Here is an 18,848-nt window from a genome sequence, read left to right as displayed (position 1 = left end):
GCCTGCATGAACCTCATACCCCGAGATACGCTTCCTTGACCGTGTCGCTCGCCAGCATCTCGGCCGAGGTGCCGGATGCCCGGATCGTGCCCGCCTCGATCAGATAGGCGCGATCAACCACTTTCAGCACCTGCTGCACGTTCTGCTCGACGATCAGCACCGTCAGGCCGCGGGCGCGGATCCGCTTCACCAGCTCGAACACCTGCTGCACCACGACCGGCGCCAGCCCCGCCGACGGCTCGTCGAGCAGCAGAAGTTTTGGATTCGACATCAGCGCGCGGCCGATCGCGCACATCTGCTGCTCGCCGCCGGACATGGTGCCGGCCATCTGGTGGCGGCGCTCCTTCAGGCGCGGAAACAGGTCGAACACGACATCCAGCCGCTCGGCATAGTGGCCGCGCGCCTCCTTCATGAAGGCGCCCATCTTGAGATTATCGTCGACCGTGAGCTGCGGAAACAGCCGCCGGTTCTCCGGCACATGGGCGATCCCGAGGCTGACGATCTTGTGCGGCGGCGTCGCCACGACGTCGACGCCCTCCATCCTGATCGACCCGCGCGTGGGACGGATCAGGCCGGAAATGACGCGCATCAGGGTGGTCTTGCCGGCGCCGTTCGGACCGATGACGCCGACGGCCTCGCCAGCCTTTACATCGAGATTGACGTCGAACAGCGCCTGGAACGTGCCGTAACCCGCGCTGACCGAACGAAGCTCCAGCATCGTCTAGCCTCCCGAGCGGCGGCGCGCTTCCGCCGCCGCGGCCTGCGTGGTCTCGGCATCGGTGCCGAGATAGACCTCGATGACGCGCGGGTCGCCGGCAACCGCGCTCGGCAACCCTTCCGAGATCTTCTCGCCGTGGTCGAGCACCATCACGCGGTCGACGACGCGCATCAGCACGCCCATGATGTGCTCGACCCAGATGATGGTGATGCCGAGCTCGTCACGGATGTTGCGCAGCATGTCCGCCGCCTGGTCCATCTCGGTCTCGTCGAGACCGCCGAGGCTCTCGTCGGCGAGCAGCAGTTTTGGCGCGGTGGCAAGCGCTTTCGCCAATTCGAGCTTCTTCAGGCCGGCCGCCCCGAGTCCATCGACGCTGGCATGGCGATCGGTCGGCAAGCCCACCATCGCAAGTGACCGCTCGGCCGCCTCCTCCGCCCTGGCACGACTGTGGCGGCCCTGGCCGTAGAACCCGGCCAGCGCGACATTCTCGAAGATTGTCAGGCGTCGGAACGGCCGCGGAATCTGGAAGGTGCGGCCGATGCCGCTGTTGATGATCCGGTGCGGCGCAAGGCCCGCGATCTCGGCGCCGCCGAACAGGATCGAGCCGGATGTCGGCGCCAGCGTGCCGGAGAGCATATTGAAGATCGTGCTCTTGCCCGAGCCGTTGGGGCCGATCAGGCCGAGGATCTCGCCCTGATCAACCCGAAACGACACGTTGTTGACGGCGGTGAAGCCACCAAACCGCTTCACCAGCCCGCTGACTTCCAGCACCGCCCTGCTCCGCCGCTACTGGTTGCTGTAGGTGGTGCCCTTCGGCAGCGGCAGCACGGCCTCGCGCTGCGCCTGACTCTTGGGCCACACCACAGAGGATTTGTCGTCGATGTACTGGATCACGACCGGGAATGAGCGCTCGTTCTGCCCGGCCATCGGCGTGCCCTCGCCGTAGAACTTGACGCCGAAGCCGAGCATCGTGCCGCCTTCGGGGATGTCGGTGTCTAGCGCGGCCTTGCGCAGCGCGTCGGGATCGACGCCGCCATACTTTTTGATCGCGCGCGGCAGCACATCACTCATGAACACGTAAGTGTTGGACGCGCCGATGCCGACATGCGCCGAGCGGATGGCAACGCCGGGCCTGATTTTGTCGAACTCCTCGCCGACCATCTTGATGACGGGCGGGAGCTTGGGATCCATGGTCTTCTGGTTGGCGAGCCAGATCGATATCGGGTCGGTGTTGAAGATGTAGGTGGCGTCGACCCCCATCCCCTCTTTCAGCTTCTCGTAGACGCCGTAGCCGGCGCCATGGCCCATCAGCGCGCCGAACTTCAGCCCCTGCTCGCGGGCCTGGCGCAGCAACAGCGTGATGTCAGGGTTGTAGCCGGTGTGGAAAATGACATCGGGCTTGGCACGCTTCAGCTTGGTCACCAGCGCGGAGAGATCGGGCGCCGTCGCCGAATAGCCTTCCTTCATCACGACGTTGAAGCCCGCCTTCTTCGCGCCGGCCTCATTGCCCCTGGAGACGTCGACGCCATAGGCGCCATCCTCGTGGATGATGGCGACGCGCAGGTCCTTCGGCTCCTTGTCGAACTTCGCCTTGGCATTCTGCGCGATGAAATCCATCGTCATCATGCCGAACTGGTCGCCGCTCGCCTGCGGGCGGAACACGTATTTGTAGCCCTTGTCGTTGAACACGGCCGACGAGATGCAGGTCGTCATCCACATGAACTTCTTGAGCTGCTCGACGCGGGCAGCGACCGGCACGCATTGCGCCGACGAGAAGAAGCCGAGCACCATGTCCACCTTCTCCTGCTCGAGCAGACGGACGGATTCGTTGATGGCGATGTCGGGCTTGCTCTGCGCGTCGGCGTAGACCGCCTCGATCTTGTAGCCCTCGACGCCGGTCTTGGCGAAATGGTCGAGAATAATTTTTGCGCCGATATAGCCGAGCTCAGATCCACCGCCCGCGAGAGGCCCGGTCAGGTCGAAAACAACGCCGATCTTGATCTTCTTCTCTTGAGCCTGAGCCGAAGCCATCAAGCCCGTCGCTGATATCGCGACCAACAGCCCACGTACCAAGCGGGCAGCCATGCGCAGGCGCATCAAAACCTCCCTGGACGATTGTGCATTGCAGTCTTCTTGCTTTTGCTTTTTGGCCCATCACATGGGCTGGGGGCAGCGATGTCAAGCCTCGCGCTTCAGCGCGACGCGAACTGCTGCTCGATAAAGGCCGTGACAAATCGCGGCATGGTCGGCGTGAGATCACTCATCCCGCGCACGAGATGAATGGCCGACAACTCCGGTTCGGCTTCGCGGGCGAGATTGGCCTCGATCCGGGCCCGGGCCACGTCACCCGGCATGTCCAGGTTGATAATTTGAATCATTGCAATCGACGGACCGGTGACGACACAGTGCCAGTCCGGCTGGGCCCGGTAGTCGGCCGCGGTCAAGCCGGTCTCTTCCCCGAGTTCGCGGATGACGCTGCCGGGAATGTCGAGCGCGCCGTCACTGACGTCGTCCAGATCGGGCGTGCCCGAGGGGAAATAAATGCGGCCCGCATTGGCGGTGTGCTGCGCCATCTCGCCCATGATGAAGGCGCCGTCGGAGGCGCGCAGCGCGCCCATGCCAAAACCGTTGAACACGGCCTTGTCGGGAAAGCCCCAGTCGCGCCAGGCAAGGAAGCTCGCGAAATCCGTCTCGAAATAGGTCGCGGCGAGATGGCCGTCCGTGAACACGGCATCGCGCCCGAGCAGGACGCGGCCGTTCCACATCTTCGGCCGCTCGCGCTGCTTCTCGGCGAAATGCGCCGCAATCTCGGCGCGGCGCTCTTCGGCGAACGGCCAGGCGATTGGCCGCACGGCAAGATCAAGCGTCGTGACGCGATGAATGACCAATGACGTCATGACAGCTGATTACAATGCCTTCGCGTCAGTTATTTGGCATTCCCCGTGGTCTTCTTGGCCTGATCGACATACTTGTTGGTAAAGGTCTTGCTGACGTCGATCTTGGCGGCGGCCACCTCGGGCGAGCCGACGCTGAACACCGCGAGCACCGCGTCCGCGCCCTTCGGGTCCATCTTGCCGGTTTCGGAGAACATCGGGATCGTGTTCTTCAGCGCGGCGAGATAAAGCTCCTTGTTCTTGCCGACCATCTCGTCCGGCATCTTCGCCATGATCTCCTCCGGCGAATGCGAATGGATCCAGCCGATCGTGGCCAGCATTGCGTTGGTGAGCGCCTGCGTTTCCTTCTCGTGGCCGTTGATCCAGGCCACGGTCGAGTACAGCGCGCCGCCCGGATATTCGCCGCCGAACGTCTCGAGCGTGTCCTTCTGGGTCCGGGTGTCGCTGAGGATGCGCAGATCCTTGTGGCTGCCCTGGAGCACGGTGACGGAGGGATCGAGCATCACGGCGGCGTCAATCTGCCCCTGCTCCATCGCGGCCACGGCGGTGGCGCCGAGGCCGACGCCGATCACGGCGGTGCCGGCGGGATCGAGCCCGTTCTTCTTGAGCAAATATTTGAGGAAGAAGTCGGTCGAGGAGCCGGGCGCGCTGACGCCGACCTTCTTGCCGGCGAGATCCTTGATCGACTTGATTTCGTTCGTGTGCGACGGCGAGACCACCAGCACGAGGCCGGGATAACGGTCATAGACCACGAAGGCTTGAAGCTCCTGCTTCTTGGCGGCGAGGTTGACGCAATGGTCGAAATAGCCGGAGACCACGTCGGCGCTGCCGCCGAGCACGGCCTTGAGCGCGTCCGAGCCGCCCTTGAGGTCCACGAGCTCGACATTGAGGCCCGCCTTCTCGTATTCGCCGAGTTGCTTGGCCAGCACCGTGGGCAGATAGCACAGGCAGGCGCCGCCTCCGATCGCGATGGTCACCTTGCTTTGCGCCGCGGCAAGACCGGTGGTGAGCGTCAGCGCGAGCAGCGCGCCGGCGAGCCTGGCAATCGTGTTCTTCATTGGTTTCCTCCATTCGGCCGGCGGCACCATAGAGCAGCGGGACTGGCTTGAGAAGCACCGCTTAAGTGGCACTGGCCATTGGCCTTTCGGCGCAATAACATGCTCAGACAAGAACAATTCTTGATGGGGAGGATCATCCATGAATCGCCTTGCAATCGGGCTGTCGATCGCCGCCGCCTTTGCCGCCGGATGCGGCGCCAACCAACTGCTCCGGCCGGCGCTGGCCGCGGAGAACGTCACCGCGCAGATCATCCATACCGGCGAGATGGAAGGCGACGCGCTCGGGCCCGCCAACAATGTCGGCTACCGTTCCAAGATGTTTGCCAGCGCCGACGGCGCCACCATCTCGATCCAGGTCGGCAATGTGCCCAAGCACATGCATCCCAACACCAACGAGATCCAGTACATCCTCGACGGGACCGGGACGATCTGGCTCGGCGACAAGGAGGTGACGGTGAAACCCGGCGACCTCGTCATCATCCCCAAGGGCACCCCGCATGGCGGCACCAAGCCGATCAGCGGACAGGTCAAGGCCATCGCGATCAAGACGCCGCCGCAGGCGCCCGATGACACCAAGCTGCTGGACTAGGCTGCCCGCAACTCGGGCCGGTTGAACGTTCGGGCTCGCACTGCCGTGCGGGCCCATTTCGTCAGTTTCGAGGCTAGATCGGGCGCGTCTGCTTCCGGATCTCGTTCGCGATCGGCTTGAGGGTGTCTCCCGGAAGCTGGCCGACGAGCGTGTAACCCATGCCGCCATCCGCCCACACGAAGCCCGCGACATCGCCGGTCGATTGCGGCATCATCGGCGTATCCAGATTGCGGTTGCTCATCGGACGCGTCAGCACGACAAGCCGGTCGCCGCGATCGTCATCGTACATGAACATCGCGGCCGGGCCGTGCGACGTCGCAACCAGACGACCGCCCATCAGCCTGTAGCCTGAGACAGAGAGGTCCGGCACCTTGACCGGCTGCTTCAGCCGCCTGGAGACCCATTGCGTGAGCTCAGCGCTGTCGGACGCCTTTATCTCGACCGGCCGCACGCGGTCCGGTGCAAAGACGTTATAGGAGTAGGCGGCCTCTTGCGCCAACGAGGACAGTCCGTTCGAGCCCTCCTGCAAGACGCTGCGCATGGTCCACCCGCCGAGACCGCCGATGCCGAGAAGCAACACCGCAGCGATCGCACCCCACACCCGTAGCGGACGACGCTTCCGGCCCTCGATGATGTGCGACAAGTTCAACTCTGCCGGCAGCGGCTCATCGGCGATTGACGCCAGTGCGCCGCGCAACTGCTCGCGCTGGGCGGCGAAGGCCGCGACGCGCGCGGCGACGTCAGGATGATTGTCCAGATAGGATGCGATCTCCGCGCGACGCTCGGGCTCGAGCGCCTGGTCCACATAGGCGTGGAGGTCATCTTCGGTGACCGGCCGCTGGTTCATTTCAAGCTCCGCAAGGCCACGACATTTCTGGGCGTAACGCCGTCCATCTCCTGCTGCAGCCTCTCCCGCGCGCGCGATAGTCGTGACATGACCGTACCAATCGGGACGTTGAGCACTGCCGCAGCGTCCGCGTAGGAAAGATCCTCGACCGCAACAAGCAATAACACGGCCCGCTGCTCATCCGGGAGTTTTGCCAGCTTGCTCAGGACATCCTGATAGATCAACCTTTGCTCCTGGGCTGCCGCACTGACGAGTTCCTGCTCGCCTGCATCGTCGATCGGCATATGCCTGCCTCGCGCCTTGGCCTGGCGGAATTGGCTGACCGCCAGATTGTGGAGGATGGTGAACAGCCAGGCACGCACGCTGCCGTCGCGCCGCTGATGCCAACGGCTGACGGCGCGCTCCAGGCAATCCTGGACCAGATCGTCGGCCGCGGAGCGGTCGCGCACGAGGGCGCGCGCATAACGGCGGAGCGCGGGGATCAGTGGCTCGACCTGAACCAGCATGTCCTTCATGAAGCGCTCCGCCTGCTCTCCCTTGCCGTCAGGCGAGATGTCATTGCGCCTCGATCTGGACCGCCTCGCCGGGCGTCGCAGCATCGCCGGCCGCAATCACCAGATAGCGCTTTGCAGTCGCGGCCGACTGGTCGACGATCTGCCGGATCGGGCCGGCCACATTGACGATAGCGGATCCGGCCGGGTTGGTCATGAACGCCGCGAGCGGCTGCAATGGGCCACTTCCATCACCGTGCTCCGCCAGCGCAAGCACATATTTCTGCTTGGGCTGAAGTCCCGTCACCGAAGCCTGCAAGATCTGGATCAGGCCTTGATCGAACAGCGACACACTGGTCGGCGCCATGCCGTCCTTTGCACCGTCCTTCGACGTAAGCGTGAGATGAGCGACCTGGCCGGCGACGCCGAGGGCCTGCAAATTCTGGCGGTCATCAGGGTTAGGCGCGGCATTTGGAACATACGCGATCGCCTGCGGCGCCTGGCCGATCGGAACGTTCCCGACCACTTTATTGGTCGCCGTGTCGATGGCCGCGAGCGCGTCGGCGTTCTCCAGCCCCACATAGATGCGTGTGCCATCGCCGGACGGCCAGACGCCGTGCGGCAGATTGCCGACCGGGATCGTTGCGACCTGCGAGAAATCGTCGGTGCGGAACACCTTTACTTCGTTCAGGCCGCCAATGGTGACATAGGCGAACGTGCCCTTGGCGGTGTGCGCGAAGTTGACGTGGTTGGTGATCGGCCCGGTATCGATCGTCTTGATCGCGTTGAACGGTGGCCTGGCGTTGAACACCTGTGTCCGGCCGACGTCCTTCAGCGTGAACCACACCTGGTTTCCATCCGGCGTCGCCGCGATGTTCGGGCAGAACGGGCTCTCCTGCTTCACCGTGGCGACGATCTTGTGCTCGGCCACCGCGACGACGTCGGTCTCGGGATTGAACGACGAGCAGATGTAGCCGTATTTGCCGTCGGGCGAGAAAATCTGCATGCCTGGCCCGTTCGGGGTCGTGATGCGGGTCTTCTCCTTGAAGCTGATTGGATCGATGACGGAGATGTAGTTCTCGCCGCGAACGGTGACCCACACTTCCTTGCCGTCCGGCGTGAAGAACGCCTCGTGCGGCGATCGTCCGACGTAAGTGATATGCTTGACCGCGTTGGTCGCGGTGTCGATGAAGCTCACCGAATTCGAGCCGATCGACACCACGGCGAGCGTCTTGTGATCGGGCGAGAAGCCCATGCCATGAACGAGCACCTGCCCCTTGTAGAGCGGGCTGAAATTGCCGGGTTGCGGGTCGCCCAGCCGGATCACGCCAAGCAGCTTGTTGTCGACGGGATCGGTGACCGAGACCGTATTCGAGAACTGCTCTGCGGCGTAGACGCGGTCGTGGTGGCTCACCGGAATATCGGGAGCGGACAACGCGCCCGGTGCCTGCCCTGCCCACGCGACCGAACCGGTCGCAAGCATCGTGGCCGCCAGGAAAATGCTCTTCATCATCATGCTTCGTGACGTGGTCATCTGCGGCTCCTACTTCTTCATTCCCGTGGACATATCCATCTGCATGCCCGGATGATGATGAACGGTTGTGTTGGGAGCTGAGGGCGGTTGGGTCGGGGCGGGCGTGGTGTCAGTCGCCGGTTCGCCGATCGCGAGCTTCATGGCCGCGATCTCCTGCATCTGGTCGACGATGATTTCCTGGGCGATGCGCCGCAGCTGCTCGTTCTTGCCATAGCGCAATTCGATGACCGCCATGTCGATCGCGCCCTGATGATGCGGGCTCATCATTGCGACGAAGTCGCGATCGATGTCGCCGGTCGGCTTGGCCGCCATGTCGTTCATCATCTTGGTCATCGCCGCTTCGTTTTCTTCCAGAAACGCACGCTCCTCCGTGCCCACCGCGGCCGGCGCGGCGGCCGGATGGGATTCATGCGCGAACACGAGCAGCGGGAGTACGGACGCGACCAGAATTGGCGCGGCAAGGAACGCCGTGCCGAGGCCGGGCCTGGGCCATCGGCATCTGCTTGCAAGAGCCGCTACGGCGCGGCGGAACTGTGAGGGGGGCATCCTGAACTCCCATGCAGGTGGTTGCATGGGGGTATGACGTATGGCCGCGCGTTCTATTCCGGGCGGTCAATCACATAAACGTCAGCAGCCAAACGAGGCGGCCTACCCCCGCCCGTCCACGGTCGGGCGCCAGACCAGCAGCCTGCGCTCAACCAGCGTCACCCCGAAGTCGATCAGGATGACGAAGGCCGACAACACGAACATGCCGGCGAACACACCGGCGACGTCGAAGATGCCTTCGGCCTGCTGGATCAGATAGCCGAGCCCCGCCGCCGATCCCAGATATTCGCCGACGACCGCGCCGACCACGGCGAAGCCGACCGAGGTGTGCAGCGAGGAGAACATCCACGACAGCGCCGACGGCCAATAGACGTGCTGCATCAGCTGCCGCTCGCTCATGCCGAGCATGCGGCCATTGTCGAGCACGGTGCGGCTGACTTCCTTGACGCCCTGATAGACGTTGAAGAACACGATAAAGAACACCAGCGTCACGCCGAGCGCGACCTTGGACCAGATGCCGAGGCCCAGCCACAGCGCGAAGATCGGCGCAAGCACGACGCGGGGCAGCGCGTTGACCATTTTGACGTAGGGATCGAACACCGCGGCAACCAATGGCTGGCGCGCGAACCAGAAGCCGACCAGCACGCCGCCGAGCGATCCGATCACGAACGCCAGAATCGATTCCGTCAACGTGATGCCGAGATGCTTCCAGATCACGCCCGACGAGAACCACTTGACGATCTGACTGAACACGTCGACCGGGTTGGAGAAGAAGAACGGCGGCAACAGGATTTTTCCGAACACCGGCACGGTCGCAAAGAGCTGCCACAGTGCGAGGCAGACGACGGCGACCAGGACTTGCAGCGCAAGCAGCGTCACGCGCGACATCAGATCGCCTCCGCCGCTTGGGTCGATTGCGCGTAGCCCTTCATCACCTCGTCCTTGAGCACGCTCCAGATCTCGCGGTGGAGCGCATGGAACTCCTTGTCCAGCCGCACCTCGAAAATATCGCGCGGACGCGGCAAGCTCACGCGCCAGTCGCCGATGATGCGCGAGGACGGCCCCGCCGACATGATCACGACGCGATCGGCGAGCGCGATCGCCTCTTCGAGATCATGGGTGACGAACAGCACGGCCTTGCGGTCGGCATTCCAGAGGTCGAGCAGCAGATTGCCCATGACCTGGCGGGTCTGCGCATCGAGCGGCCCGAACGGCTCGTCCATCAGGAGTATCTTGGGGTCGCGGATCAGCACCTGTGCCAGCGCCACGCGCTTGCGCTGGCCGCCGGAGAGCATGTGCGGATAGCGGTTGGCGAAGGCGCCGAGGCCGACGGACGTCAGCCATTTTTGCGCACGTTGCAGCGCCTCGGCGCGGGGCGTGCCCGCGATCTCGAGCCCGATCGCGACATTGTCGATCGCGGTCTTCCAGGGGAACAGCGCATCGGCCTGGAACAGGTAGCCGGCGTCCCGGTTCAGCCCCGCGAGCGGCCGGTCGAATATCTTGATGCTGCCGGCGGCGGGCTTGAGCAGGCCGGCCGCGACGTTGAGCAGCGTCGATTTCCCGCAGCCGGTCGGCCCGACGATGGCGACGAACTCGCCCTGCGCGACCGAAAGATGGGCCTTCTCCACCGCCGTATAGACCCGGTCGTCCCCCAGCCGGAACGCGACTTTGGCGTCTTCCAGCGCCACTGCCGTGGGCGTCGTCATGTGTTCCCTCCGAACTTGGCCCGATGCCTTAGCCGCTCGCGCGGCCAAGTTCAATCGAGCCGCCAAGCGTGCTACGCATGGGCTCCGTCGCCTCCTTCACCTTCCCCTGGAGGGGGAGGGTCGGTGCGCATGAAGCGAAGCGGAATGCGGACCGGGGTGGGGTGACGGTCCCTCCACGTCCAACACCGCCCGTGTTGAGAGATCACCCCACCCCGCCCGCGCTTCGCGCGAGCGACCCTCCCCCTCCAGGGGAGGGTAAGGAAGAGTGAGCCGCGTCGAATGCCTTCCAAACCTGCCATCAGCTATTCCCACGTCAGCAAGAACTTCGGCTCGCTCACGGCCGTCGACGACGTGTCGCTCGACATCGCCGAGGGCGAATTTCTGGCCATCGTCGGCGGCTCCGGCTCCGGCAAGACCACGCTGCTGCGGCTCGCCAACCGGCTGATCGAGGCCGATGCCGGCACGATCACGGTCGAGGGTGAGGATGTGCAAGCCGTCGATCCGGTCGCGCTGCGGCGCCGGATCGGCTACGTCTTCCAGAGCGGCGGGCTGTTTCCGCATCTGAGCGTCGCCGACAATATCGGGATCACGCCAAGGCTGCTGGGCGCACCGGCAGCGGACATCACCGCGCGGGTCGACGAGCTGCTCGAGCTCGTGCAACTCGACCGTCGCGCGCATCGCGATCGCCTGCCCGAGGCGCTCTCCGGCGGCCAGCGCCAGCGCGTCGGGGTGGCGCGGGCGCTCGCGGCACGGCCCCGCATCGTGCTGATGGACGAGCCGTTCGGCGCGCTCGATCCCCTCACCCGCGATGCGCTCGGCGAGGATTTTCGCGAACTGCATCGCAAGCTCGGCCTGACCACGGTCATGATCACCCATGACATGACGGAGGCGATCCTGCTCGCCGACCGCATCGCGGTGATGCGCAGCGGACAGCTGCTGGCGCAGGGCACGCCCGCGGAGCTCTCGAACAGCGGCGACGCCTATGTGCTGGAGCTGCTGCGCACGCCGCGACGCCAGGTCGAGCGGCTGAACGCGCTACTGCCACAGAGCGGTGCGGCATGAGCCTGTTCGCTGATCCGCGCTGGGGCGAGGCGCTGGCGCATCTGCCCGACTATCTCGGCAACCATGTTCGGGTCAGCCTCGCCGCGCTCGCGCTCGGCCTCGCCGTCAGCCTGCCGCTGGCGATCCTGACGCGCAACCGCCCGGCGCCGCGCGCTATCCTGCTCGCGCTCGCAAGCATCGTGCAGACGGTGCCCGGCTTGGCGCTGCTCGCGCTGTTCTATCCGCTGCTGCTGCTGGCCGCGTCCTTGACACTCGCCTGGTTCGGAATCTCCTTCTCGGCTTTCGGCTTCCTGCCGGCGATGCTGGCGCTCGCGCTCTATTCGATGCTGCCGGTGCTGCGCAACGGTATCACGGGCCTCAACGGCATCGATCCCGCGCTGATCGAAGCCGCCAAAGGCGTCGGCATGACCGCGCGGCAGTCGCTCATCATGGTCGAGCTGCCGCTGGCGCTGCCGGTGATGATGGCCGGCATCCGCACCGCGGCAGTGTGGGTGATCGGCACCGCGACCCTGTCAACGCCGATCGGGCAGACCAGCCTCGGCAATTACATTTTTGCCGGGCTTCAGACCCAGAACTGGGTGTTCGTGCTGTTCGGCTGCTTTGCCTCGGCCCTGCTCGCGCTCGCCGTCGATCAGTTGCTCGGCCTGATCGAGAGCGGCTTGCGCCACCGCAGCCGCCTGCCTGCCGCGCTCGGCGGCATCGGGATCGCGGCGCTGGTCCTCGCAACGCTGGTGCCGACGATGGGACGCTCGTCGCAGAGCTATGTCGTCGGCGCCAAGACATTCGCCGAGCAATATGTGCTGTCCGCCCTGCTCAGGGACCGCCTCCAGGCCGCCGGCCTCTCCGCGACCGCGCGGTCGGGTCTCGGCTCCAGCGTGATCTTCGAGGCGCTCAAGGCCGGCGACATCGATCTCTATGTCGATTATTCCGGCACGCTGTGGGCCAACCAGCTGCACCGCACGGACATCAAGCCGCGCGCGGAGTTGTTGGCGGAGCTCAAGACGGCGCTCGCGAAGGACAACATCACCCTGCTCGGCGAGCTCGGCTTCGAGAACGCCTATGCGCTGGTGATGCCGAAGAAGCGCGCCGAAACGCTCGGCATCCGCACCATCGCCGATCTCGCCGCGCATGCACCGACCCTGTCCATCGCCGGCGACTACGAGTTCTTCTCGCGCCCGGAATGGGCGGCGCTGCAAAAATCCTATGGCCTCTCGTTCCGCGCCCAGCGCCAGATGCAGCCGGATTTCATGTATGCGGCCGTCGCGAGCGGCGAGGTCGACGTGATCGCCGGCTACACCAGCGACGGACTGATCGCGAAGTACGATCTGGTCGTGCTGGACGATCCCAGGCACGCGATCCCGCCCTACGACGCGATCCTGCTGCTGGCGCCGAAGCGGGCCGGCGATGAGCGATTGCAGGCTGCGCTCAAGCCGCTGCTCGGCAAGATCGACATCGCCACAATGCGCGAGGCCAATTTGCGCGCCAGCGGCAACGACGCGAATTCGTCGCCGGATGTCGTGGCAAGATGGCTGTGGGAGAAGGTGGGCAAGCGGTAGGCCGACTACAGCCCCCGGATGATCCCGGCATTGATCAGCAGCCGGTTGAGCCGCCGCGCCTCGGCGCCGTCCTTGCAGCCGTAGAAGATGCCTTTGCAGCGGAGCATGATCTGCTTCTGCTCGGCAAAGGAGGGATCGAGCGGAATGCCGGCGGCTTCCTGAATCACCAGCGGGAGATAGGGGCCGTCGACCGTGTCCATCACGGCCTCGCTCTTCACCGGCTCGAAATTGATGGCGTCGATCGCGTAATAAGTCGCGTAGAGACGCGGATCGTAGGCGTCGAGCTTCTTGCCGAGCGCGCCCTCGTCGAGCCCGGGCTCGAGGAGGTTCGGCGCAAACTCGGGCTGGTGATCGCCGTAGCGCACGATCAGGAAGGGCTCGCCGGGAAAATTCTTCTTCAGCCCCGCGACAAACGCTCTGTACTGCTCGGCGCTCATCGCTTGCCGGCGCAGATATTCGTCGATGGACGCCACATTATTGCCCGGCGCGCGCCAGTTCGGCAGCAGGTCGGGGCGGAAGCGCGTCTCCCAGGGGAAATGATTGGCGCCGAGATAGATGAAGGTGAACAGCGGCTTGTTCGGCGGCTGCTGGCCCATCAGTTGGAGCGCCTTGTCGTAGAAGAAGGAGTCCGGCTCGACGTCCTTGGCGCCGAGATCCTTCGAGTCGAGGAAGCGTTCGACGCCGGTCGTCACCTGAAAGCTGCGCGCGCCCATGAAGCCGCCATAGGCGGGATAGAGCGATAGCGTGTCATAGCCGCAGCGGCGCAGCGCCAGCGGGAGGCCGCGCTCGACGCGGTTTGAGGCGATGCGCGTCACGAAATAGGCGAAGCGGCCGAACGAGCGCGAGGAGAGGCCAGCGAGCACGTTGTATTCGGTGAACCAGCTCGGCCCGCCATTGCTCTCGGCCAGGAACGTGCGCTGCTTGCCGTCAAAGGATTTGAAATGATCGCCATAGCGCGGCGGCACCTTGATGCCCTGGGCGGCGCGGATGTCGAAGCTCGATTCATCATGGACCATGATGATGTTCGGCCGGCGGCCCGCGGGGTGGCAGGCATCCACCAGCGGCATGTTGAGCCGTTCGTTGGTCGAGGCGGCCGACTCCATGAAACCGTATTGCGCGAAATCGGAGACCGCGCTGACGCCGGAGCGGAAGAATTTCGAGAGATAGCCGTCGTCGTAATAGCCGCGCCAGGCCTCGTCTGGATGATAGAGCGAATAGCCGACCAGTGCGGCAAGACAGGCGAGCGTGGACGCGAACGCCGGCAGGCGGCGGATGCGAAACGGATCGAGCCACCACAGCGCATACATCAGCGGCAGCGTGACGAGGCCGGCCCCGATCACCGACCAGCGCAGGTTCGGGAAGATCGTGAACAGGAACGCCACGGTGTCGCGGTCGATCATCATCAGGTCGATGAAGTTGACCGTCATCTGCACGACGTCGTGCTTGAGCCGCGACAGCAGCACCAGCACGACGACCATGGTCAGCGACAGCGCGCCCGACAATGCCGGCCGCCGCAAGAGCGTGATCCAGAAGAAATTGAGGATGCCCCAGGCGAGCACGAACGAAAGCCGCGAACCGAAATCGGTCTCGGTCTCGTACATGAGCGCGAGGGCGGCAAGATGCGGCGCGGCAACCGCAAGCAGGCGCCAGATGCCGAGCGCGGCAACGCTCGCCAGCACGGCGGTGGTGGCAGAAGGACCTGGATTCGGCGCGGACGCCATCGACGGCACGCAACTTCTGGTCCGGCACGATGAATACCCAGCCGTCGGGCCGGCCTGCGGCGTTCGGCGCAGCCGGAAGCCTGCACCGTGTCATAAAACTGTAATTGAATGGTCACGGACAAGCAACGCGTGTCGCGGTCCGACCTTCGCTTAATGTTAGCAGGCGGCGAACAGCCGCACGGCCAACTCCATCCCCTCACCCTGAGGAGCCTGCGAAGCAGGCGTCTCGAAGGGTGGGCCTGCATGGTTCGAGACGGCGCTACGAGCCTCGTCGCCATGAGGGTCAGTCAGTTCAGGAGCCGCGGCCCGACTTCGCGATCCCCGCGATGAAGAGGTCGATCACCCCTTCCGCCATCCGCTCGGTCTCGCCCTCCTCCACCCCCCAGCGCGGAAAGTGGCCGTCGAGGTTCATCCAGGCAAAGCCGTAGACCAGGGCGCGGCCGGCGATCTGGATGCGCTTGAGGTCGGCCGACCGCAGCAGGCCCTGCTCCGCCGCGTCTGCCAGCATCCGTTCGGTTAGAGCGATCAGTTCGGCATTGTCGCGTGTCAGCTCCGCGGAGCTGCCATGGGCGAAGTAGCGCCCCGTGGAGATGATCTCGAAATGCGCGGGGTTGCGCATCGCCCAGCGCAGGTAGGCAAGCCCGAAGGCGCGGAAGCGGCCGAGCGGGTCGGTGGCCGGCGCCTGGCCCAGCGCCACCTCGATCTCGGCACGAAAGCGCCGCTGCGCCTCCCCGGCCACCGCCGCCATCAGCGCGTCGCGGTTGGGGAAGTGCCGGAACGGCGCCCCCGGCGAAACCGCGGCCCGGCGTGCGGCCTCGCGCACCGAGACTTCGGCACCCTCCGCCGCCAGTTGCAACGCAGCATCGATCAGCACGCGGCGGAGGTCGCCGTGATGATACGGCCGGGCTTCCGGCGTTTGGCGGCGGGTGCGCGGCTTGGACGGCTGTCGGGCGGGCATGGTGCTTCCTAGCATCACCCGAACGTGAATGTAAGCACCGATTACACCGTTGACGATTTCGCCAGGCTGAAATGTAATCGATGCTTACATTAGGGAGGAGACCGCCATGTCACAACGTCAAAACTGGTTTGAGGGCTGGCGGCTGCTCGCCGTTCTCACCCTGAGCCTGATCGCGCTCAGCCTGTGGATCGCGTCGATGCGGCAGTTCGAGGTCGAGGGCGTGCGGATGGTGATCCGTTTCACGGCGCGAAGCTCGCTGCTGCTATTCTGCCTTGCCTTCAGTGCAGCGGCGCTCGCCCGGCTGTGGCCGAACGCCTGGACCCGCTGGCAGCGCCGCAACCGCCGCGATCTGGGCCTGAGCTTTGCGGCCTCCCACGCCATCCACGCAGGCGCGATCGTCGCGTTCGCCAAAATGGATCCGGCCGGCTTTGTGGGGGCCACCTCGGCCGCCTCCTACGTCTTCGGCGGCATCGGCTATGCATTCATCATCGCCATGAGCGCGACCTCGTTCGACCGCACCGCCGCGCTGCTCGGGCCGCAGGCCTGGCGCGTGCTGCACCTCGTGGGCGGCTATTACCTCTGGTTCCAGTTCATGGTGTCGTTCGGCAAGCGCGTGCAGGCGATGCCGCTCTATGCCGCCTTCCTCATTCCGTTGTTCGCCGTGATGGCGCTGCGGCTGATCGCGATGGCCGCCCACCCCCGCCGACGGACGGCCGAAGCGAGCTGAACGTCGATCAGCCCTGCGGCAGGAACCCCAGGCGCTTTGCGATGATGCGATCAACCGTCCGTTTCGGCAGCAATGCGCCGACCAGATGGCGCAACGGATCCGGCGTGATCTGGTAGCGCACCTTGGGGCTCGCGGCGGTCAGCGCCTCGAACACGATTTCGGCGATCCGCTCGGCCGGCAGGCCCTTCGCACCGAGGTCCATCATGAACGCCATGACCTTGTTCAGCGCCGGCAGATAGGGCGAGTTCTGATAGACGGAGAGATCGATCTCTTCGGCCTTGCTCCAGATCGGCGTCTTCACTGCGCCCGGGGCGACGATGATGACGTCGATCCCGAACAGCATCAGCTCACGCCGCAGGCTCTCGGATAGCCCTTCGATGGCGTGCTTGGAGGTGCAGTAAGGCGCCGACAGCGGATTGCCGTTCTTGCCGGCGACCGAGCTGATCATCACGATCCGGCCCTTCGGCCCCTTCAGCGACGGGTCCGCGCCGAGCAGCGGCCCAAAGGCTTGCGTCGCGATGACCGGGCCGATGACGTTGATGTCCATCTGGCGGCGGAAATCGTCGACCGACAATTCCAGGACCGGCCCCGCGACCGCAATGCCGGCATTGTTGACGAGCCCCGCCAGCGTGTCGCCAGCCAGCGCCTCGCGAACCTGGCGCGCAGCGGCGAGCACGGCGGCCTCGTCGGTAACGTCGAACAGGAGCGGCGTGAAGTTCGCGCCGAACTCACCCTTGAGCCGGTCGGCGTCGGCCTGCTTGCGGACGCTGCCGAAGACGCGGTAGCCGCGCCCGATCAGAAATTTCGCAATGGCCCAGCCGATGCCGGTGGACGCGCCGGTGATGACGACAGATCGCATAGACCCCTCCCCTCAAGTTCCCGCGATCATGGAGAGAAGGATGTGTCAGCGCAATGCCACCCAACGCTCAAAGGGACGTCGCGGGTGTCGATTCTTAAGATGAAGCGGCGCGCGAGCTTCGCGACATGAGATTGAGTGCGCCCTGAAGATGCGGATGAAGAGCCGAATCCTTGACTCTGAAGACGCTGGGGTTTTGGCGATCGCGAGATTCTGGAGAAGTCATGAAAACGACGCGAGACCAAGAATGTGGTTTAAGCGTCAGTTCTTCGTGCTCAGAGGGCACGTCAGCTCGCGAAGAATTTGAATGAAGCAGCAATGCTTCGCGCGAGATGAAAGGAGCGAGACCGCCGTTCGCGATCTCGCTCCGATGTAGTCGAGAAGGTTTAAAATTTGGTTTGGCGAGCGAAGTTTGTGTTTCGCTCGTCATTCCGGGGCGCGACGAAGTCGCGAACCCGGAATGACGGCGCACCCGTCAGTTCTTGCTCTTGTCGACCAGCGCGCCCTTCTTGATCCAGGGCATCATGTCGCGGAGTTTCGCGCCGACTTCCTCGATCGGGTGCTGGGCGAGCTTGGCGCGGGTCGCCTTGAACGAGGTCTGGTTGACCTTGTTCTCGAGCATCCAGTCGCGGGCGAACTTGCCGCCCTGGATGTCGGCGAGAACGCGCTTCATCTCGGCCTTGGTCTCCGCGGTGACGATGCGCGGACCGGTGACGTACTCGCCGTACTCCGCGGTGTTGGAGATCGAGTAGTTCATGTTGGCGATGCCGCCTTCATAGATCAGGTCGACGATCAGCTTCACTTCGTGCAGGCACTCGAAATAGGCCATCTCCGGGGCGTAACCGGCTTCGACCAGGGTCTCGTAGCCGGCCTTGATCAGCTCGACCAGGCCGCCGCAGAGCACGACCTGCTCGCCGAACAGGTCGGTCTCGCACTCTTCCTTGAAGGTGGTCTCGATGATGCCGGCACGACCGCCGCCGACGGCGGAGGCGTAGGAGAGGCCGAGGTCATGGGCGTTGCCCGAGACGTCCTTGGCGATCGCGATCAGGCAGGGCACGCCGCCGCCGCGCTGATATTCCGAACGCACCGTATGGCCGGGGCCCTTCGGCGCGATCATGAGCACGTCGAGGTCGGCGCGCGGGTCGAGCAGGTTGAAGTGGACGTTGAGGCCGTGCGCGAACACGAGGGCGGCGCCCTTCTTCATGTTGTCGTGCAGGTGCTCACGATAAATGTCGCCCTGGAGCTCGTCCGGGGTCAGCATCATGACGAGGTCGGCCCATTTGGCGGCGTCGGCGACTTCCATCACCTTAAAGCCGGCGGCTTCCGCCTTCTTGACCGAGCCCGAGTCCTTGCGCAGCGCAATGGCGACGTCCTTGACGCCGGAGTCCTTGAGGTTGAGCGCATGGGCGTGGCCCTGGCTGCCATAGCCGACGATGGCGACCTTCTTGCCCTTGATCAGGTTCAGGTCGGCGTCGCGATCGTAATAAACACGCATAGTCGTTTCCTCGTTCAGGGCCAGAATCGGCCGATAGTCAGTGTCCGAAGGGTGAAATTTGCGGATTTCGGGGGCTGTCTAGAGCATTTT

Annotated in this window: 19 protein-coding genes; 4 read left to right on the top strand and 15 right to left on the bottom strand. The window is 64.7% G+C overall.

Annotated features, from left to right (window positions below):
• Positions 1–13: 13 nt before the first annotated feature.
• The 5 genes from AB7Z56_RS09910 to AB7Z56_RS09890 all read right to left on the bottom strand — a co-directional run bounded on the left by AB7Z56_RS09910 (position 14) and on the right by AB7Z56_RS09890 (position 4,670).
• Positions 14–718 carry an ABC transporter ATP-binding protein gene (locus AB7Z56_RS09910; protein WP_028150400.1) on the bottom strand — a complete coding sequence of 235 codons (705 nt, stop codon included), beginning with the start codon at positions 716–718 and terminating at the stop codon, positions 14–16.
• A 3-nt stretch (positions 719–721) separates the two neighbouring features.
• Positions 722–1,489, bottom strand: coding sequence for an ABC transporter ATP-binding protein (locus AB7Z56_RS09905; protein WP_028150401.1), 768 nt, complete (start codon positions 1,487–1,489; stop codon positions 722–724).
• Positions 1,490–1,504: 15 nt separating this feature from the next.
• A complete protein-coding gene (locus AB7Z56_RS09900) occupies positions 1,505–2,815 on the bottom strand; it encodes an ABC transporter substrate-binding protein (RefSeq protein WP_283017480.1) in 1,311 nt (436 codons plus the stop codon).
• A gap of 95 nt (positions 2,816–2,910) precedes the next feature.
• Positions 2,911–3,615, bottom strand: coding sequence for an NUDIX hydrolase (locus AB7Z56_RS09895; RefSeq protein WP_283017481.1), 705 nt, complete (start codon positions 3,613–3,615; stop codon positions 2,911–2,913).
• Positions 3,616–3,644: 29 nt separating this feature from the next.
• Positions 3,645–4,670, bottom strand: coding sequence for an ABC transporter substrate-binding protein (locus AB7Z56_RS09890; protein WP_071910550.1), 1,026 nt, complete (start codon positions 4,668–4,670; stop codon positions 3,645–3,647).
• Between the two features lie 139 nt (positions 4,671–4,809).
• Here AB7Z56_RS09890 and AB7Z56_RS09885 point away from each other — a divergent pair, with 139 nt between their 5' ends.
• The gene (locus AB7Z56_RS09885; protein WP_015684397.1) at positions 4,810–5,259 is read left to right on the top strand and encodes a cupin domain-containing protein; all 450 of its coding nucleotides are present in this window, start codon (positions 4,810–4,812) and stop codon (positions 5,257–5,259) included.
• A gap of 73 nt (positions 5,260–5,332) precedes the next feature.
• Here the strand turns inward: AB7Z56_RS09885 and AB7Z56_RS09880 are convergent, their stop codons facing one another.
• From AB7Z56_RS09880 to AB7Z56_RS09855, 6 genes are all read right to left on the bottom strand, one after another.
• Positions 5,333–6,106 carry an anti-sigma factor family protein gene (locus tag AB7Z56_RS09880; RefSeq protein WP_283017482.1) on the bottom strand — a complete coding sequence of 258 codons (774 nt, stop codon included), beginning with the start codon at positions 6,104–6,106 and terminating at the stop codon, positions 5,333–5,335.
• The gene (locus AB7Z56_RS09875; protein ID WP_283017483.1) at positions 6,103–6,621 is read right to left on the bottom strand and encodes a sigma-70 family RNA polymerase sigma factor; all 519 of its coding nucleotides are present in this window, start codon (positions 6,619–6,621) and stop codon (positions 6,103–6,105) included. Before AB7Z56_RS09875 ends, AB7Z56_RS09880 begins: the two co-directional genes overlap by 4 nt.
• 40 nt (positions 6,622–6,661) lie before the next feature.
• A complete protein-coding gene (locus tag AB7Z56_RS09870) occupies positions 6,662–8,131 on the bottom strand; it encodes a YncE family protein (RefSeq protein WP_283017484.1) in 1,470 nt (489 codons plus the stop codon).
• Between the two features lie 9 nt (positions 8,132–8,140).
• The gene (locus tag AB7Z56_RS09865) at positions 8,141–8,677 is read right to left on the bottom strand and encodes a DUF305 domain-containing protein (protein WP_231143035.1); all 537 of its coding nucleotides are present in this window, start codon (positions 8,675–8,677) and stop codon (positions 8,141–8,143) included.
• A gap of 102 nt (positions 8,678–8,779) precedes the next feature.
• Positions 8,780–9,565: an ABC transporter permease gene (locus AB7Z56_RS09860; protein WP_063981635.1), complete on the bottom strand. Its 786-nt coding sequence runs from the start codon at positions 9,563–9,565 to the stop codon at positions 8,780–8,782.
• Positions 9,565–10,383, bottom strand: coding sequence for an ABC transporter ATP-binding protein (locus tag AB7Z56_RS09855; protein ID WP_283017485.1), 819 nt, complete (start codon positions 10,381–10,383; stop codon positions 9,565–9,567). Before AB7Z56_RS09855 ends, AB7Z56_RS09860 begins: the two co-directional genes overlap by 1 nt.
• Before the next feature lie 279 nt (positions 10,384–10,662).
• Here AB7Z56_RS09855 and AB7Z56_RS09850 point away from each other — a divergent pair, with 279 nt between their 5' ends.
• Positions 10,663–11,445: an ATP-binding cassette domain-containing protein gene (locus tag AB7Z56_RS09850; protein ID WP_283017486.1), complete on the top strand. Its 783-nt coding sequence runs from the start codon at positions 10,663–10,665 to the stop codon at positions 11,443–11,445.
• Positions 11,442–13,001 carry a glycine betaine ABC transporter substrate-binding protein gene (locus AB7Z56_RS09845; RefSeq protein ID WP_283017487.1) on the top strand — a complete coding sequence of 520 codons (1,560 nt, stop codon included), beginning with the start codon at positions 11,442–11,444 and terminating at the stop codon, positions 12,999–13,001. The genes AB7Z56_RS09850 and AB7Z56_RS09845 overlap by 4 nt, the downstream gene beginning before the upstream one ends.
• A 5-nt stretch (positions 13,002–13,006) precedes the next feature.
• Here AB7Z56_RS09845 and AB7Z56_RS09840 read toward each other — a convergent pair whose 3' ends face one another.
• Together AB7Z56_RS09840 and AB7Z56_RS09835 are read right to left on the bottom strand one after the other, a co-directional pair.
• Positions 13,007–14,722 carry a sulfatase-like hydrolase/transferase gene (locus AB7Z56_RS09840; RefSeq protein ID WP_071910536.1) on the bottom strand — a complete coding sequence of 572 codons (1,716 nt, stop codon included), beginning with the start codon at positions 14,720–14,722 and terminating at the stop codon, positions 13,007–13,009.
• Positions 14,723–15,014: 292 nt separating this feature from the next.
• The gene (locus AB7Z56_RS09835) at positions 15,015–15,680 is read right to left on the bottom strand and encodes a TetR/AcrR family transcriptional regulator (protein ID WP_283017488.1); all 666 of its coding nucleotides are present in this window, start codon (positions 15,678–15,680) and stop codon (positions 15,015–15,017) included.
• Positions 15,681–15,786: 106 nt separating this feature from the next.
• Between AB7Z56_RS09835 and AB7Z56_RS09830 the strand changes: the two genes are divergently transcribed.
• Positions 15,787–16,407: a hypothetical protein gene (locus tag AB7Z56_RS09830; RefSeq protein WP_283017489.1), complete on the top strand. Its 621-nt coding sequence runs from the start codon at positions 15,787–15,789 to the stop codon at positions 16,405–16,407.
• A gap of 7 nt (positions 16,408–16,414) precedes the next feature.
• Here the strand turns inward: AB7Z56_RS09830 and AB7Z56_RS09825 are convergent, their stop codons facing one another.
• Positions 16,415–17,266: an SDR family oxidoreductase gene (locus tag AB7Z56_RS09825; protein ID WP_283017490.1), complete on the bottom strand. Its 852-nt coding sequence runs from the start codon at positions 17,264–17,266 to the stop codon at positions 16,415–16,417.
• 472 nt (positions 17,267–17,738) lie between these two features.
• The gene (gene ilvC, locus AB7Z56_RS09820; RefSeq protein ID WP_283017491.1) at positions 17,739–18,758 is read right to left on the bottom strand and encodes a ketol-acid reductoisomerase; all 1,020 of its coding nucleotides are present in this window, start codon (positions 18,756–18,758) and stop codon (positions 17,739–17,741) included.
• Positions 18,759–18,848 lie beyond the last annotated feature (90 nt).

The sequence above is a fragment of the Bradyrhizobium sp. 482_C4_N1_8 genome, from assembly GCF_052075965.1.
Lineage (GTDB): Bacteria > Pseudomonadota > Alphaproteobacteria > Rhizobiales > Xanthobacteraceae > Bradyrhizobium > Bradyrhizobium barranii.
Note: the sequence above shows the minus strand (reverse complement) of the source record. Positions and strands in the feature narration are given on the sequence as shown.

Excerpts from the sequence above, each read along its gene's own strand:
- AB7Z56_RS09900 (WP_283017480.1), bottom strand. The coding sequence starts at position 2,815 with ATGCGCCTGCGCATGGCTGCCCGCTTGGTACGTGGGCTGTTGGTCGCG.
- AB7Z56_RS09890 (WP_071910550.1), bottom strand. The coding sequence starts at position 4,670 with ATGAAGAACACGATTGCCAGGCTCGCCGGCGCGCTGCTCGCGCTGACG.
- AB7Z56_RS09880 (WP_283017482.1), bottom strand. The coding sequence starts at position 6,106 with ATGAACCAGCGGCCGGTCACCGAAGATGACCTCCACGCCTATGTGGAC.
- AB7Z56_RS09850 (WP_283017486.1), top strand. The coding sequence starts at position 10,663 with ATGCCTTCCAAACCTGCCATCAGCTATTCCCACGTCAGCAAGAACTTC.
- AB7Z56_RS09865 (WP_231143035.1), bottom strand. The coding sequence starts at position 8,677 with ATGCCCCCCTCACAGTTCCGCCGCGCCGTAGCGGCTCTTGCAAGCAGA.
- AB7Z56_RS09825 (WP_283017490.1), bottom strand. The coding sequence starts at position 17,266 with ATGCGATCTGTCGTCATCACCGGCGCGTCCACCGGCATCGGCTGGGCC.
- AB7Z56_RS09830 (WP_283017489.1), top strand. The coding sequence starts at position 15,787 with ATGTCACAACGTCAAAACTGGTTTGAGGGCTGGCGGCTGCTCGCCGTT.
- AB7Z56_RS09840 (WP_071910536.1), bottom strand. The coding sequence starts at position 14,722 with ATGGCGTCCGCGCCGAATCCAGGTCCTTCTGCCACCACCGCCGTGCTG.
- AB7Z56_RS09860 (WP_063981635.1), bottom strand. The coding sequence starts at position 9,565 with ATGTCGCGCGTGACGCTGCTTGCGCTGCAAGTCCTGGTCGCCGTCGTC.
- AB7Z56_RS09835 (WP_283017488.1), bottom strand. The coding sequence starts at position 15,680 with ATGCCCGCCCGACAGCCGTCCAAGCCGCGCACCCGCCGCCAAACGCCG.
- AB7Z56_RS09910 (WP_028150400.1), bottom strand. The coding sequence starts at position 718 with ATGCTGGAGCTTCGTTCGGTCAGCGCGGGTTACGGCACGTTCCAGGCG.
- ilvC (WP_283017491.1), bottom strand. The coding sequence starts at position 18,758 with ATGCGTGTTTATTACGATCGCGACGCCGACCTGAACCTGATCAAGGGC.
- AB7Z56_RS09895 (WP_283017481.1), bottom strand. The coding sequence starts at position 3,615 with ATGACGTCATTGGTCATTCATCGCGTCACGACGCTTGATCTTGCCGTG.
- AB7Z56_RS09855 (WP_283017485.1), bottom strand. The coding sequence starts at position 10,383 with ATGACGACGCCCACGGCAGTGGCGCTGGAAGACGCCAAAGTCGCGTTC.
- AB7Z56_RS09870 (WP_283017484.1), bottom strand. The coding sequence starts at position 8,131 with ATGACCACGTCACGAAGCATGATGATGAAGAGCATTTTCCTGGCGGCC.
- AB7Z56_RS09885 (WP_015684397.1), top strand. The coding sequence starts at position 4,810 with ATGAATCGCCTTGCAATCGGGCTGTCGATCGCCGCCGCCTTTGCCGCC.
- AB7Z56_RS09845 (WP_283017487.1), top strand. The coding sequence starts at position 11,442 with ATGAGCCTGTTCGCTGATCCGCGCTGGGGCGAGGCGCTGGCGCATCTG.
- AB7Z56_RS09875 (WP_283017483.1), bottom strand. The coding sequence starts at position 6,621 with ATGAAGGACATGCTGGTTCAGGTCGAGCCACTGATCCCCGCGCTCCGC.